Annotated in this window: 13 protein-coding genes and 1 pseudogene; 8 read left to right on the top strand and 6 right to left on the bottom strand. The window is 73.3% G+C overall.

Annotated elements, in window-relative coordinates; genetic code table 11:
* Nucleotides 1–113: 113 nt before the first annotated feature.
* Nucleotides 114–1139 carry a hypothetical protein gene (locus tag GLX30_RS04325; RefSeq protein WP_159683745.1) on the bottom strand — a complete coding sequence of 342 codons (1026 nt, stop codon included), beginning with the start codon at nt 1137–1139 and terminating at the stop codon, nt 114–116.
* A gap of 449 nt (nt 1140–1588) precedes the next feature.
* Here GLX30_RS04325 and GLX30_RS04320 point away from each other — a divergent pair, with 449 nt between their 5' ends.
* The 8 genes and pseudogenes from GLX30_RS04320 (at nt 1589) to GLX30_RS04285 (ending at nt 10444) form a co-directional block, all read left to right on the top strand.
* On the top strand, nt 1589–3052 hold the full coding sequence (locus tag GLX30_RS04320; protein ID WP_159683742.1) for an FGGY family carbohydrate kinase: 1464 nt from the start codon (nt 1589–1591) through the stop codon (nt 3050–3052).
* Complete coding sequence (locus GLX30_RS04315) at nt 3049–4446, top strand: FAD-dependent oxidoreductase (protein WP_159683739.1); 1398 nt, start codon at nt 3049–3051, stop codon at nt 4444–4446. The genes GLX30_RS04320 and GLX30_RS04315 overlap by 4 nt, the downstream gene beginning before the upstream one ends.
* Nucleotides 4443–5720, top strand: coding sequence for an FAD-dependent oxidoreductase (locus GLX30_RS04310; RefSeq protein WP_159683736.1), 1278 nt, complete (start codon nt 4443–4445; stop codon nt 5718–5720). Before GLX30_RS04315 ends, GLX30_RS04310 begins: the two co-directional genes overlap by 4 nt.
* Nucleotides 5717–7188 (top strand): annotated as a pseudogene (locus GLX30_RS04305) (AlkA N-terminal domain-containing protein). Before GLX30_RS04310 ends, GLX30_RS04305 begins: the two are co-directional and overlap by 4 nt.
* Nucleotides 7189–7221: 33 nt before the next feature.
* Entirely contained in the window at nt 7222–7785 is a 564-nt protein-coding gene (locus GLX30_RS04300) for a DoxX family protein (protein WP_159683733.1), read from the top strand.
* A gap of 196 nt (nt 7786–7981) precedes the next feature.
* Entirely contained in the window at nt 7982–8938 is a 957-nt protein-coding gene (locus GLX30_RS04295; protein ID WP_159683730.1) for a helix-turn-helix domain-containing protein, read from the top strand.
* Between the two features lie 110 nt (nt 8939–9048).
* Nucleotides 9049–10047 carry a type I glyceraldehyde-3-phosphate dehydrogenase gene (gene gap, locus GLX30_RS04290; protein ID WP_159683727.1) on the top strand — a complete coding sequence of 333 codons (999 nt, stop codon included), beginning with the start codon at nt 9049–9051 and terminating at the stop codon, nt 10045–10047.
* A gap of 226 nt (nt 10048–10273) precedes the next feature.
* Nucleotides 10274–10444 (top strand): hypothetical protein, encoded by a 171-nt coding sequence (locus GLX30_RS04285; RefSeq protein WP_244258000.1) that lies wholly within the window; start codon nt 10274–10276, stop codon nt 10442–10444.
* An 84-nt stretch (nt 10445–10528) separates the two neighbouring features.
* On the opposite strand, the gene GLX30_RS04280 is transcribed toward GLX30_RS04285, so the two are convergent.
* From GLX30_RS04280 to GLX30_RS04265, 5 genes are read right to left on the bottom strand one after another with little or no spacing between them, the layout of a single operon-like run.
* Nucleotides 10529–11776: a cytochrome P450 gene (locus tag GLX30_RS04280; RefSeq protein WP_159683724.1), complete on the bottom strand. Its 1248-nt coding sequence runs from the start codon at nt 11774–11776 to the stop codon at nt 10529–10531.
* The gene (locus GLX30_RS35830; protein ID WP_279632551.1) at nt 11773–11994 is read right to left on the bottom strand and encodes an amidohydrolase family protein; all 222 of its coding nucleotides are present in this window, start codon (nt 11992–11994) and stop codon (nt 11773–11775) included. Before GLX30_RS35830 ends, GLX30_RS04280 begins: the two co-directional genes overlap by 4 nt.
* The gene (locus GLX30_RS04275; RefSeq protein ID WP_279632550.1) at nt 11955–12794 is read right to left on the bottom strand and encodes an amidohydrolase family protein; all 840 of its coding nucleotides are present in this window, start codon (nt 12792–12794) and stop codon (nt 11955–11957) included. The genes GLX30_RS35830 and GLX30_RS04275 overlap by 40 nt, the downstream gene beginning before the upstream one ends.
* Nucleotides 12791–13684, bottom strand: coding sequence for an NAD(P)-dependent oxidoreductase (locus GLX30_RS04270; RefSeq protein WP_159683721.1), 894 nt, complete (start codon nt 13682–13684; stop codon nt 12791–12793). Before GLX30_RS04270 ends, GLX30_RS04275 begins: the two co-directional genes overlap by 4 nt.
* Nucleotides 13681–14019 (bottom strand): antibiotic biosynthesis monooxygenase family protein, encoded by a 339-nt coding sequence (locus GLX30_RS04265; RefSeq protein WP_159683718.1) that lies wholly within the window; start codon nt 14017–14019, stop codon nt 13681–13683. Before GLX30_RS04265 ends, GLX30_RS04270 begins: the two co-directional genes overlap by 4 nt.
* Nucleotides 14020–14209 lie beyond the last annotated feature (190 nt).

Raw genomic sequence — 14209 nt, 5'->3', positions numbered from 1 at the left:
CACGTGAGCGGACAGGGCAATGGGATGGTGCGGGCGGGCAGGACACAGCGCGACGGGGAGTACGCGCCAGGGGGAACGGAGAGGGGCCGTGGCCCGGTCGTGCGGCGGGGGGCTCAGCCGTACGGGCCCGTGGCCGGGCCGGGACCGGGCCCGGCGTCATGCGCCGCCGCGAGGCAGCGGGTCCGTGCGCGAAGGAACACCTCCTCCGCGAGCGCCGCGTCACCGGGATCGGGCGTGCGGTACGCCCACGGAAGCGTCGCGTAGAACGGGCCCAGCGCCTCGAACACCCGGGCGGCGTCGGCGAACCGGAGCGCGCCCCACAGCGCGTGGGCCAGATGGCTGAGATCGAGCAGCGTGCGCGTCGCCGCGGGCGCGACGTCGAACCAGTCGTGCAGGGCCAGCCGGCCGTCGCGGGCCGCGTCGTCCGTGACCCAGTGCAGGTCCAGCGCCTTCTCCTGGCCGTTCTCACGGCGGTAGCGCTCCACCCGTACGTAGAGCGGCAGCACCTTGAGCGGCGATCCCAGCGGCGCGGACGAGGAGGCCCACTGGACGAAGTTGACGGCCTCGGAGAGATGGGTGCCGGACCGCCGGGCGTACACGAACTGCAACATCCGGTGGTACGCCTCGCGGTTGTGCGGATCGCGCTTGTCCGCCTGTGCGAGCAGGCCCCACGGGCCGGGGAAGAGCATCGGCCCGGGCGGTGCCGTGCGGTGCTCGTCGAGCCGCTGCCCCTCGTCGAGCCGGGCGAGCGCCAGCAGGCACACCCACGGCACCGGGTCCTCGGGCGACCGGTGCGCCGCCGCCCGGCATGCTTCCCAGGCCTCGTGCCACAGGTCCTGGGTGTGCCGGTGCGCGTCGCGGTGCGCCCGCAACGCGCGTTCGACCGCGACCCGGCAGTGCATCACCGCCGCGGCGGCGCTGTCGGGTTCCTCCGCACGCCACGTCCGCACCGTGTCGGAGCCGGCGGCCACCGCCGCCAGCACCTGGGTGCGCTGGGTCCACAGGGCCCAGTCGGCCGTCGCCTCGAGGAGGTTCCGCATCGACAACCAGCGCCCCGTGCGTAAGTCCTGGAGCGCGCTGCGCAGTTCCGTGTCATGGCCCGCCGGATGGTAGACCGGCCGGAAGGAGTCCGGGGCCATCAGCACGCTACCTTTCCCGGGCATGCCCGGGAGAGGCCGCCTAACACGGCTGCCGGGCCGTCGAGCCCGTCGCCGCGGCCGTCGAGCCCGTCACCGCGCCGACCGGTCCGCCGGCCGTCGCGCGGTCCGCTCCGTGTTCCGTCGCAGGGTGGAGCCAGGGGGGAGAGTTGGTCGTCATCGGGCCTCTTGGGGCAGTGGGGGGCTGAGGCGAGCGTCGACGGCGGTGGTCGGCCGGACGTCGACGGCGGTCGGGCACGTACGGGGAACCGCGCCGTCCCCCGCATCGCTTCCGCTGCGGGCCGATCTTACTCAAGCCGCGCCGCGCGGCAACCGGTTGACCACGTCGCCGCCCGCCGGGGCGTGGTCCGCCGCCCCTTGACGGCGGCGGCGGCCTGCCCCACGCTTTCGTCTGCGATCAAGGTTTCTTCTACCGGAGAGCGGGGTGGCCGATGACGGGCCCGGTGCTTGCCGTCGACCAGGGCACCTCCGGCACCAAGGCGCTCGTCGTCTGCCCCGAACGCGGCGTGATCGGCACAGGCTTCGTGCCCGTGTCCCCCCGCTACGGCCCCGGCGGACGCGTCGAGGTGGACCCCGCCGAGCTGCTCGACTCCGTCCTCGGCGCAGGGCGCAGGGCACTCGCCGACGCCGGTGAGCCGGTCGACGCCGTCGGCCTGGCCAACCAGGGCGAGACCGTCCTCGCCTGGGACCCGGCGACCGGCGAGCCGCTCACCGGGGCGATCGTCTGGCAGGACCGGCGCGCCGAACCCCTTTGCGCCGAACTCGCGGCGCACGCAGCAGAGTTGACCCAGCTCACCGGCTTACCGCTGGACCCGTACTTCGCCGCGCCCAAGATGGCGTGGATCCGTCGCGAGCTCACCCGCGAAGGCGTCGTCACCACCAGCGACTCCTGGCTCGTGCACAGGCTCACCGGCGCGTTCGTCACCGACGCGGCAACCGCCGGCCGCACCCAGCTCCTCGACCTCGACCAGGTCGCCTGGTCGCAGCGGGCACTCGACCTGTTCGGCCTGTCCGGCGAACGGCTGCCCGAGGTCGTGGACGCCGCGGGGCCCGTCGGAGTCACCACCGCCTTCGGCCCCGGGACACCGCTCACCGGACTGCTCGTGGACCAGCAGGCGGCCCTCCTCGCCCAGCGCGTCACCGAACCGGGCGCCGCCAAGTGCACCTACGGCACGGGGGCCTTCCTGCTCGCCCACACCGGTCACCGGCCGCACCGTTCCACCACCGGGCTCGTCGGCTGCGTCGCCTGGCGGCTCGGCGGAAAGGCGAGCTACTGCCTGGACGGCCAGGTCTACACCGCCGCCTCCGCCGTCCGATGGCTCACCGGCCTCGGGGTCGTCTCCGGCGCCGCGGACCTCGACAGCGTCGGCTCGACCGTCCCCGACAGCGGCGGCGTCACCTTCGTGCCGGCGCTCGCCGGACTGGCCGCGCCCTGGTGGCGCGGCGACGTCAGAGGCTCGGTCACCGGCCTGGGACTCGAGACCGGCCCCGGCCACCTCGTGCGCGCACTGTGTGAAGGCATCGCCGCACAGGTCGTCTGCCTCACCGAAGCCGTCGCCACCGACCTCGGCTCCCCGCTGACCGCGCTGCGCGTCGACGGCGGCCTCACCCGGTCCGCGATCCTCATGCAGGCGCAGGCCGACCTGCTCCAACTGCCGGTTGAGGTCTCCGCACTGCCCGACGCGACCGCACTGGGAGCCGCCGCCGTCGCCCGCCTCGGCATCGACCCACGCCTGACACCGGAGCAGGTGGTCCCCGCCCGGAAGCCGTCCGCCGTCTACGAACCCCGTATCAGCGCCGACCGGGCCGCCGAACGCCTCGGTGCCTTCCGCGCGGAGGTCGAGGCCCTCCTCGAGCGCTCCCCGTCGGCCGCCGGGGACCACGGCACGCGATGACCGTCACCGCCGGCGGCGAACTGCCCGACCGTCTGCACGACGTGATCGTCGTCGGCGCCGGAGTCGTCGGAACCGCCGTCGCCCGCGAACTCGCCCGCCACCGCCTGCGCGTAGCCCTCGTCGAAGCGGGCGACGACGTCGGCAACGGCACCTCCAAGGCCAACACGGCCATCCTGCACACCGGCTTCGACGCGGCGCCCGGCACCCTGGAGTCCCGGCTGGTACGCGAAGGCCGGCACCGCCTCGCCGCCTACGCAGAACAGAGCGGCATCCCCGTCGAACCCGTCGGCGCGCTCCTCGTCGCCTGGGACCGGGAACAGCTCGCCACCCTGCCCGCACTCGCCGCCAAGGCCGCCCGGAACGGCTACCACGCCACCCGCCTGCTCGACGCGGCCGAACTCGCCCGCAGGGAACCGCACCTGGGCCCCGGGGCGCTCGGCGCCCTCGAGGTCCCCGACGAGTGGATCATCTGCCCGTGGACGACGACCCTCGCCTACGCCACCCAGGCCGTCCGCGCCGGCGTCGACCTGCACCTGAACTGCCGGGTGCAGTCCGTCACGGCCGGCACCCACCACGAACTGGCCACCTCCCGCGGCCTGTTGCGCACCCGCTACCTCGTCAACGCGGCCGGACTGCACGCCGACGAGCTCGACCGCCGCCTCGGCCGCCAGGACTTCACCGTCACCCCCCGGCGCGGCCAGCTCATCGTCTACGACAAGCTCGCCCGCCCGCTCGTCGGGCACATCCTGCTCCCCGTGCCCACGGCGCTCGGCAAGGGCGTCCTCGTCGCACCGACCGTGTACGGGAACGTGATCCTCGGCCCCACCGCGGAGGACCTCGACGACAAGCGGGACACCGGCTCGAGCGCCGAAGGCCTCGAGACCCTGCGGGCCACGGGCCGACGGATCCTGCCCGCACTGATCGACGAGGAGGTCACCGCCGTCTACGCCGGACTGCGCGCCGCCACCGGACACGACGACTACCGCATCCGGGCGCACCCCCGCCTGCGGTACGTCACGGTCGGAGGCATCCGCTCCACAGGACTGACCGCCTCCATGGCGATCGCCGACTACGTCACCGGCCTCCTCGGCGACGCGGGACTCCACCTCGGACCCGCCCGCGACCTCGAACCGGTACCCATGCCGAACATCGGCGAGGCCCGGCCACGCCCGTACCAGCGGGCGGACCTGATCGCCGCCGACCCCGCGTACGGGACGATCGTCTGCCACTGCGAACGCGTCACCCGCGGCGAGATCCGCGACGCGCTCACCAGCACCGTCCCGCCCGGATCGCTCGACGGACTGCGGCGCCGCACCCGGGCCCGCGGCGGCCGCTGCCAGGGCTTCTCCTGCGGACCCGCCGTTCGCGCGCTGTTCGAGGACGGCCGCCGATGAGCCGCACCGAGCGGGCCGTGGACGTCCTCGTCGTCGGCGCCGGACCCGCCGGGCTCGCCGCCGCGACCCACCTGGCCGCGGCACGCGCCGGCCGTGTCGAGGTGCTCGAACGCGAACAGGAGCCCGGCGGCATCCCACGCCACAGCCACCACCGGGGCTTCGGACCACGCCACCGCCCGACCACCGGCCCTTGCTACGCCAAGCGCCTCGCCGACGCGGCCCTCGCCGCCGGCGCCGCGGTGCGCACGGGTGTCACGGCCACCGGCTGGGCGGGCCCCCGCACCCTCGACACGACGGGCCCGCACGGCCTCGAGCGCCTCACCGCAGCCGCCGTCGTCCTGGCGACCGGCGCCCGTGAACGGCCGCGCAGCGCCCGGCTGGTCCCCGGGACCCGGCCGGCCGGCGTCCTCACCACCGGCGAACTCCAGCAGGCCGTACATGTCCACGGCCAGCCGGTCGGCAGCCACGCCGTCGTCGTGGCCACGCCAGGCGACGACGCCGTCGCCCGCGCCGCCGTCGACACCCTGCGGACGGCCGGGGCCCACGTCGTCGCCCTGGTCACCGAAGGGACCCGCGGCCCCCTGCCGTCACCGCGCCACCGGTTCCCGCTGCTCACCGGGTCGACCGTCGTGGAGCTCACCGGCCACGGCAGGCTGACGGGCGTCCGCATACGGGGCGACGACGGCCGCGGCGCACTCCTCGACTGCGACACCGTCGTGTTCACCGGCGACTGGATCCCGGAGCACGAACTCGCCCGGCGCGGCGGCATCGCCCTCGCCCCAGGCACCCGCGGACCGGCCGTCGACACCGCCTTCCGCACCGCCGTGCCCGGCGTGTTCGCCGTCGGGAACCTGCTGCACGGCGGCGAGCCGGCGGTGGGCGCCGCCGCCGAGGGCCGCGGCGTCACCGGCCCGGTCCTCGCGCACCTGGCCGGCACGGAGCCCTGGCCGGGCGGGGGAGTGCCGATCCTGGTCGAACCGCCGCTGCTGTGGGCCGCACCGAACCGTGTGGACCCCGACGGCCCGCCGCCGCTCGGAGAGCGCTTCACCCTGCGCGTCGCGGAACGCCTCTCCGCGCCCGTCCTCGTCGTCCGCCAGGACGGCCGGGTGCTGGAGCGGCAGCGTCTGCCGCACACCGCCCTGCCCGGCCGGCCCCTCCACCTGCGCGCCCGCTGGACGGCCGCGGCCGACCCCGGCGGCGGCCCGGTCCGCGTCAGCGTCATGTCCGATTCCCGCCGGACCGGAGCCGGAGGGCCGCCCATACTGGCCGTATGACGACCGAGGCACGCACGGTGGAGGACAGCCGGTACCAGGCGGTGAGCAGCCGGGACGCGCGTTTCGACGGAGTGTTCTTCTTCGCCGTCTCCACGACCGGCATCTACTGCCGGCCCAGCTGTCCCGCCGTCACGCCCAAGCGCGAGAACGTGTCGTTCCACCCCACCGCCGCGGCCGCCCAGAGCGCCGGCTTCCGAGCCTGCCGCCGCTGTCGGCCCGACGCGGTCCCCGGCTCCGCCGAATGGAACGTCCGCGCGGACGTCGTCGGCCGGGCCGTGCGGCTGATCGGCGACGGCATCGTCGACCGGGAAGGCGTCGCGGGCCTCGCCGACCGGCTCGGCTACAGCGCCCGCCAGGTACAGCGCCAACTCAACGCCGAACTCGGCGCGGGCCCCATCGCGCTGGCCCGTGCCCAGCGCGGCCACACCGCACGCGTACTCCTCCAGACGACGACGCTGCAGGCCGCCGAGATCGCTTTCGCGGCCGGCTTCGCCAGCATCCGCCAGTTCAACGACACCATCCGGGAGATCTACGCCGCCACCCCCACCGAACTGCGCGCCCTCAGACCCGGACGCCCCGCAGCCGACAAGGGCGCCGCCGGGATCCCGCTGCGGCTCGCGCACCGGGGCCCGTACCTGGCGGACCGGATGTTCGACCACCTGGCCGCCCACGCCGTCACCGGCATCGAGGAGGTCACCGGCGGGCCCGGCGACCGTACCTACCGCCGTACCCTGCGGCTGCCCGGCGGGGCCGGGATCGCCGAGGTCCGCGAACGCCCCGGCAGCGACCGCTGGCTGGACTGCCGACTGCATCTGACGGACCTGCGCGACCTGACCACCGCCAACCAGCGGATGCGCCGCCTCCTCGATCTCGACGCCGACCCGTGCGCCGTCGCCGAGCGACTCGCCGCCGACCCGTCCCTCGCGCCCCATGTCGCGTCCCGCCCCGGCCTACGTATCCCCGGTGCGGCCGACCCCCATGAATCGGCGATCCGCACAGTGGTCGGAACGTCGGCCGCGAACACACTCGTGGCCGCGCACGGCGAGCGGCTCTCCGCACCGAGCGGCGGCCTCACCCACCTTTTCCCCGCGCGCGGGACCTGACCGGTACCGACCACCCCGCGCTGCGCGCCCTGGCAGATGCGCTTGCCACCGGCGACGTGGTGCTCGACCCCGGCGCGGACCGCGAGGAGACGGAGCTCCGGCTGCTGCGGTTGCCCGGCATGGACGCCCGGACCGCCGCCCGGATCCGCATGCACGCCCTCGGCGACCCCGACGTCCTGCTGCCCGGCGACCCGGCGGTCCCCGCCGGCGCGGACACCGGGCGCTGGCGGCCTTGGAGTTCCTACGCGATGCACCACCTGTGGGCGGCCGCCGGCAGCCCGGCGAGCCGACCGCGCATCTCCCGCCTCACCCGGACGGTCCAGCAACGCAACGGCCCCGGCTCCCGGCGGCCCGAGAGTGGATGACGTCGCCCATCCTCGTCGCTCCCGGGAGTACCGATGACCCCCCTCAACCGACGTGACCTCGGTCTGCTCGTCCTGCGCGTCGGGACCGGCGCCGTCCTCGTCGCCCACGGCACCCAGAAACTCTTCGGCTGGTTCGGCGGCGGCGGCCTCGAAGGCACCGCCAAGGGCATGGAGGCCATGGGCTTCCACCCGCCCAAGGAGAGCGCGATGGCCGCGGGCATCGCGGAGGCGGGCGGCGGTGTGCTGCTCGCCCTCGGGCTCGCCACTCCCGCCGCGGGCGCGGCGGTGACCGGCAACATGGCGGGCGCCGTCTCCGTCCACGCACCGGCGGGCTTCTTCGCCCAGTCCGGCGGCTTCGAATACCCGGCGTTCCTCGGCTTCACCGCGGCCGCCATCGGCGTCATGGGCCCCGGCCGCTACTCCCTCGACCATGCGACCCGCCACCGCTTCGACGGCCCGTGGATCCTCGCGGCCGCCTTCGCGGCCAGCGCGCTCGCCGCGGCCGCGGTCGTCGGCAGGCGGGCGAGGGGCCAGATCGGGGCGGACGTGGACCCGGGCGCCGAGAAGGACCAAGGGGTCGACACCCTGGAGGACTAAGGTCTTTCGAGCATCAGCGGCGGGCGCGCGACATCTGCCTGACCGGTTCGTCCGGCCGCACGGCCTTCGTGACCGACACCGAGCGAGCGATGGTGGTGTCGACAAATGGTGAAGGAGATGCCGGCGAGCATGCCCTCGCCCCGGATCCGAGGGATCGAGCGACGGCTCAGGGTCACGCGCCACGTAACCTCTCCGTGTGCCCGCACAACGTCTGCATCGCGTCGCCGTCCTTGTGCTCGAGGGTGCGAAGCCGCTGGATGTCGGAATCCCCGCGCAGGTTTTCACGACCCGAGCGAGCATGCCGTACGAGGTGCGGGTGTGCGGGGCGGCACCCGGTCTCGTGACCGGCGGCGACGGCCTCGCTTACTCCGTCGCCCACGGCCTCGACGCACTTGCGTGGGCCGACATCGTGTTCGTCCCGGGCTACCGGTTCCCGGACCGCGACGACCCGCCGCAGGCCGTCGTCGAGGCACTGATCGCCGCCCACGACCGTGGCGCGCGGCTCGCCGCCATCTCGACGGGTGCCTTCGCACTCGCCGCGACGGGTCTGCTCGACGGCAGGCGCGCCACGACGCACTGGCACTACACGCGGGCACTCGTGGCCAGGCATCCGCTCGTCCGGGTGGACGAGAACGTGCTGTTCGTCGACGAGGGCAGCGTGCTCACCTCGGCCGGCGCCGCCTCCGGCATCGACCTGTGCCTGCACATCCTGCGCGGCGACCTCGGAGTGGCCGCGTCCAACCACGCGGCACGGCGTCTGGTCGCGGCCCCCTACCGCAGCGGCGGCCAGGCCCAGTACGTGCCGCGCAGCGTCCCCGAGCCGCTCGGTGAGCGGTTCGCCGCCACCCGCGAGTGGGCGCTGCACCGGCTCGGAGAGCCCCTCACCCTCGACACACTGGCGCGGCAGGCGGGGGTCTCGCCGCGCACGTTCTCCCGGCGCTTCGTCGACGAGACCGGCTACACGCCGTTGCAGTGGGTGATGCGCGCCCGCATCGATCTGGCCCGCGAACTGCTCGAGCGCTCGCAGCGGAGCGTCGAACAGATCGCCGCCGACGTCGGGCTCGGCACCGGAGCGAACCTGCGCCTGCACTTCCAGCGCATCCTCGGCACCACACCGAGCGAGTACCGGCGCACCTTCACCCGGGGCGAGTGACCCGCCCGCCGCCGACAGTGGCGGGATCCTTTTGAACCATGGCGATCCCGCCACTGTCAGCGGCGCGAGCCGCGGGCGAGCCTTGTGCGGAAGGGAAGGGACACTCACTCATGACTCGCATCGCCATCAATGGATTCGGCCGCATCGGGCGCAATGTGCTGCGCGCACTGCTGGAGCGCGACAGCGCCCTCGAGATCGTCGCCGTCAACGACTTGACCGAGCCCGCCACTCTCGCCCGGCTGCTCGCCTACGACAGCACGGCCGGCCGGCTCGGGCGCCCGGTGACCGTCGACGGGGACGCCCTCGTCGTCGACGGCCGTCGGATCACGGTGCTGGCCGAACGCGAACCGGCGCAGCTGCCCTGGGCCGAACTCGGCGTCGACATCGTCCTGGAAGCCACCGGCCGCTTCACCTCGGCCAAGGCCGCCCGCGCCCACCTCGACGCGGGTGCGAAGAAGGTACTCGTCAGTGCGCCGTCGGACGGCGCCGACGTCACCCTCGCTTTCGGGGTCAACACCGACGCCTACGACCCGGCCGTGCACACGGTCGTCTCGAACGCCTCCTGCACCACCAACGCGCTCGCGCCGCTGGCCGCGGTCCTCGACGAACTCGCCGGTATCGAGCACGGGTTCATGACGACGGTGCACGCCTACACGCAGGAGCAGAACCTGCAGGACGGCCCGCACCGCGACGCCCGTCGCGCCCGGGCCGCCGGCGTCAACATCGTGCCGACCACGACCGGTGCCGCCAAGGCGATCGGCGTGGTCCTGCCCAACCTCGACGGCAAGCTGTCCGGCGACTCGATCCGCGTCCCGGTGCCGGTGGGCTCGATCGTCGAACTCAACACGACCGTCGCCCGCGACGTGACGCGCGACGACGTGCTGGCGGCGTACCGCGCCGCCGCGGAAGGGCCCCTCGCCGGCATCCTCGAGTACTCGGACGACCCGCTCGTGTCGTCCGACATCGTGGGCAATCCCGCCTCGTCGATCTTCGACTCGGCCCTCACCCGCGTCGACGGCCGCCACATCAAGGTGGTCGCGTGGTACGACAACGAGTGGGGCTTCTCGAACCGCGTGATCGACACGCTCGAGCTCCTCGCCGCCCGCTGACCGACCGCCGGGGTGCAGCCCCCGGCGACCGCGCCGGCCGGCACTTCCTACGTACCAGTCGGACGCTCGGAGAATGCGTTCACGGTGACTGCGAATGCGACCGGGCCGGCCGCTCTGCCGCGGGTCCACCGGACACACCAACTGCCGGTATGGGGGTTCGGTTCCCCGAACCCCCGTACCGGGGGTGGCAGATCGATCGCCGGCCCTGTCCGCCGAGGATGAGGCCATGGCCGAGACGACGACGCATATCGGGATGGGAATCGCCGCCCGGGCGGAGGACCCGCACCGGGAGTACGGGCGCGGCACTGCCGCCGTGCGGGCGTTGCGCGGCGGGGTGTCGGTGGCCCTTGCGCCCGTGACGTTCGACGACGGTCCGGGCCGGCGGCCCCAGAGGTGAAACAGCCGGAGCCGGCTCCCTCGGTGGAGAGCCGGCCATTGCCGCGCGGTGCGGCAAAGATGCTGTGCTGAACCGCGGCCGGACCTACGGTCGTTGCTGCGGGTCGAGCACGACCGGCAGTTCCGCGAGGCCGCGGAAGGCCGGGAAGGGGACTTCCATCCACTTCGGCCCGGCTTCGGGAGCAGCCGGAGCGATCCCGGGGAACCGGCCGAACAGGCTGGTGAGGGCCAGTTGCATCTCCAACCTGGCCAGCGGTGCGCCCAGGCAGTAGTGGCTGCCGTGGCCGAACCCCAGATGGGCGCTCTGCGCGTTTCCCGGCCGGCTCACGTCGAAGTCGTCCGGAGAGGCGAACTTCCGTGGATCGCGATTCGCCGAAAGGAGCGAGATCTGCACCAGTGCGCCCTTGGGGATCCACGTACCGCCGATCTCCACGTCCTCGGTCGCGTACCGGAACGTCGCGCTCTCCACCGAGCCGTCGTAGCGCAGCAGCTCCTCCACCGCGGGGCCGACCAGATCCGGGTTCTCCTGCACGGCGCGCAGCTGTGCGGGGTTGGCCAGGAAGTGGTGCACGGCGTTGCCGATGAGGTACGCGGTCGTCTTGTGGCCCGCGAACATCAGCAGGAACGCCGACGAGACCAACTCGCTCTCCGTGAGGCCGCCGTCCTTGTCCTGGGCCGCGATGAGCGCGCTGAGCAGGTCCTCGCCCGGGTGCCCGCGCTTGCGCGCGATGAGCTCGGTGAAGTAGGCGTGCAGGTCCTCCTCCGCCTTTTGCTGCGCCTGCTTGGACTCCTTGCTGAAGCCCGTCTGTGCCACCGTGGTGGACAGGTGCTGCATGAGGGCATGTTCCTCGGGTGGCACGCCGAGCAGTTCGCAGATCACGGCGATCGGCAGCGGGAAAGCGAACGCGGGCAGCAGGTCCAGCGGTTCGCCGGTGGGGCACGCGTCGAGCAGCCGGTCGACGATGTCCTGGATCTTCGGCCGCAGCGCCTCGACGCGCCGCGGGGTGAACTCGGAGTTGACGAGCTTGCGCAGCCGGGTGTGTTTGGGCGCGTCGGCGTTGAGCATGTTGTCGTCCAGCGAGACCGACGAGTCGCCGAAGATTCTCCGGTAGGCGTCCATGGCCCCGTACATGTCCTTGCTCAGCCGGGGGTCGGAGAGGGCGGCCCGGGCGTCCTCGTACCGTGTGATCAGGTACGTTTCGACGCCGTGCGGCGGCTTCATCGGGCAGACGGGCGCCGTGTCCCGGAGGGCGGCGTACACCGGGTGCGGGTTGCGCCGGAAGTCGGCGGTGCACTGCTCGGCTGTGGTGACGGGGTCCTGCGTGGTGGTCACGGACGGCTCCTGAGGTCGAAGAGGGCCTCGGCGTTGCCGCCGAGGATGAGCTGCTGGGACGCCTTGTCCACGGGCAGCTTCTCGATCATGCGGATGAGGTCCTCCAGCGGCGCGGACAACGGCGGCGAGTCGCTGCCGAACAGCATCCGCTCGGGCCCGAGGATCTCCGCGTTGAGGCTCAGGTGCGCCGGGCTGAACGGGCTGGTGTCGACGTACATGCGCTGCAGGGCCGCGGCGGGGTCGGCCGACGGCGGGACCGAGGGCGGCGCGGCGGGGCCGGCCGGCCGGGTGCGGCCCCCGGTGCGGGGGCCGCACCGGCGGCCGGGGCGGCGGGGGGCGGTGCTCCGCCACCCCAGTGCCGGGGACTCGCCGCCGTCTGCAGGCGCTCCGGCAGCAGCGCCATCGCGCCGCCGCCGGTCGCGCCGATCAGCCGCAGGTGCGGGTACTTGTCCAGCCATCCCGCGAAAGCGATCATGGCCATGCCCAGGGTGACGTCGCCGAACCGGCCGATCTGCTCGACGAAGCCGACGGTGTCCACCTTCTCCGTTCCGGCCGGCTCGGCCGGTGCGTGCACCAGGACCGGGACTCCCGCCTCCGCGGCCAGCGCGAAGAAGGAGTCCGCCCGAGGCGAGCCGAGCAGCTCGCCGTGGACGCTGGACGTGGTGATCAGGCCGACGAACGCGGGGTCCGCCAGGGTCTCCCGCACTCCTTCCAGGTGATCGTCGTCCCCGAACGGGTTGGCGTAGACGTACCCGCGCAACTGGTCCGGGAACTTGGCGATCAGCCCCGACATCCAGGCGTGGAAACCACGTAGCCGGTCGCGCGGCTGCTTGTAGTTGTCCACGCCCGGGACCCGCGCCATCGCGCCGGCGCCCACCGGGCTGCCGATGATGGTGAGGTTGATCCCGGCCTCGGCGCGGGCCGCGAGCATGCCGTCGACGTCGGTCAGGCTCGGGGGCATGGGGAAGCGTCTGGCCGCCTCCGGTGGGGACAGATGTCCGTGGATGTCGATGATCATGTCTGGGTTCCCGGTTCCGGTGTGACTGCGCGGGTCACCGCGGCGCAGTCCTCGTCGCCGAGCCCCTGCTCGATGGCACGGGCGTGGGTCTGTGCGGCTGCGGCGGTGAGCGGAAGGTGCAGGCCTGCCGCGGCCGCCTGCTCCGTAGCGAGCATGAGGTCCTTCGCCATCAGGCGCAGCCGGAAGTCCGGCTCGTCGAAGCGCCCGGTGGCCAGGCGCCGCGACTTGAACGACATGACCGGCGAGGCGAAGCCGCTGCCCGCGATCGTCCTGAGGACGAGCCGCTTGTCGAGGCCGCAGACGGCCGCCAGTTCGGCGGCCTCGGCCATGGCCTGCACCTCTATCCCCATGAGGAGGTTGAGGAGCAACTTCATCCGCATGCCGGAGCCGAGTGCGCCCAGATGGACGACCTCCTTGCCCAGCATCTCCAGCAGCGGCCGGCCGGCGGTGAAGACCCGCTCCTCGCCGCCGACGAACAGCCGTAGTTCGCCGTCGCGGGCGTGGTCACGGTTGCCGAGCATGCCGACGTCCATGACGGCGGGCACGTCACCGGCGAGCCGGACGACCTCCTCGGGAGCGACGGTGCTGGCGCAGATCAGCGCGCCGGGGTAGGTGCCCCTGGCCAGGACGCCGTCCGGGCCCCGCAGCACGGTCTTGAGGGCGTCGCCGTCGGCGACGGTGCAGATGACGGCGCTCGTGCCCTCGACGGCTTCGCTGGGGCGTTCGGCGGCGACGGCGCCGGCCCGGGCGAGCGGCTCGGCCCGCTCCGGGGTGCGGTTCCAGACCCGCACGTGGACACCTTGTGCGAGCAGACGTGAGGCCAGGCCGGAGCCCATCGTTCCGAGACCGAGGACGGCGACGGGGCCGGAAGCGTTGATGGTGGGTGTCATGACTTCTCCTCCACGGTCTCCTTGATGACCCGGAACCGCAGTGACTGCGTCGAGTCGACCCAGTTGCGGAGCGGAGCCACCAGCGCCTGGTGGTCATCGCTCTGCTGCCAGGCGAAGAAGTGTTCGGGTGTCTCCCATTCGCTGGTGATCACCCACTGGCGGGAGCCGTCGACCGGCTCTCCCAGTCGTTCGACGATGTGCCCGGGGCTACGAGCGACGGTTTTCCGTATCTGCTCGTACATCTCCAGGAACCCTTGCTCGCCGCCCTCGATCACGCGGACCGCGAAAACCACGGACAGCCTTTGGGCCGTCTGGCCGTTCTGAACAGTGTCCATGTCTCCTCCTGATGGTGAGATCCGGCAGGACACGCTTTCCAAGGACTCATGGCCCCTGTGACGACGCAACTCCAACCTGTGCACGGGCCAGGCGGGAGAAGGGCACTGCTCTGTCGCCTAGCCCGTCCGGGTGTATTCGGAAGGGGCTCCGGACGAGCCGGATCGAACGTATGCGTGAAGACCGTGGACG

Source organism: Streptomyces sp. Tu 2975 (genome assembly GCF_009832925.1).
GTDB lineage: Bacteria > Actinomycetota > Actinomycetes > Streptomycetales > Streptomycetaceae > Streptomyces.
This window is presented reverse-complemented; position numbering and strand designations above follow the sequence as displayed.

What these genes read in the sequence shown, in the direction of transcription:
- GLX30_RS04325 (WP_159683745.1), bottom strand. Translation starts at nt 1,139, where the DNA reads ATGGCCCCGGACTCCTTCCGGCCGGTCTACCATCCGGCGGGCCATGAC.
- GLX30_RS04320 (WP_159683742.1), top strand. Translation starts at nt 1,589, where the DNA reads ATGACGGGCCCGGTGCTTGCCGTCGACCAGGGCACCTCCGGCACCAAG.
- GLX30_RS04315 (WP_159683739.1), top strand. Translation starts at nt 3,049, where the DNA reads ATGACCGTCACCGCCGGCGGCGAACTGCCCGACCGTCTGCACGACGTG.
- GLX30_RS04310 (WP_159683736.1), top strand. Translation starts at nt 4,443, where the DNA reads ATGAGCCGCACCGAGCGGGCCGTGGACGTCCTCGTCGTCGGCGCCGGA.
- GLX30_RS04300 (WP_159683733.1), top strand. Translation starts at nt 7,222, where the DNA reads ATGACCCCCCTCAACCGACGTGACCTCGGTCTGCTCGTCCTGCGCGTC.
- gap (WP_159683727.1), top strand. Translation starts at nt 9,049, where the DNA reads ATGACTCGCATCGCCATCAATGGATTCGGCCGCATCGGGCGCAATGTG.
- GLX30_RS04285 (WP_244258000.1), top strand. Translation starts at nt 10,274, where the DNA reads ATGGCCGAGACGACGACGCATATCGGGATGGGAATCGCCGCCCGGGCG.
- GLX30_RS35830 (WP_279632551.1), bottom strand. Translation starts at nt 11,994, where the DNA reads ATGTACGTCGACACCAGCCCGTTCAGCCCGGCGCACCTGAGCCTCAAC.
- GLX30_RS04275 (WP_279632550.1), bottom strand. Translation starts at nt 12,794, where the DNA reads ATGATCATCGACATCCACGGACATCTGTCCCCACCGGAGGCGGCCAGA.
- GLX30_RS04270 (WP_159683721.1), bottom strand. Translation starts at nt 13,684, where the DNA reads ATGACACCCACCATCAACGCTTCCGGCCCCGTCGCCGTCCTCGGTCTC.
- GLX30_RS04265 (WP_159683718.1), bottom strand. Translation starts at nt 14,019, where the DNA reads ATGGACACTGTTCAGAACGGCCAGACGGCCCAAAGGCTGTCCGTGGTT.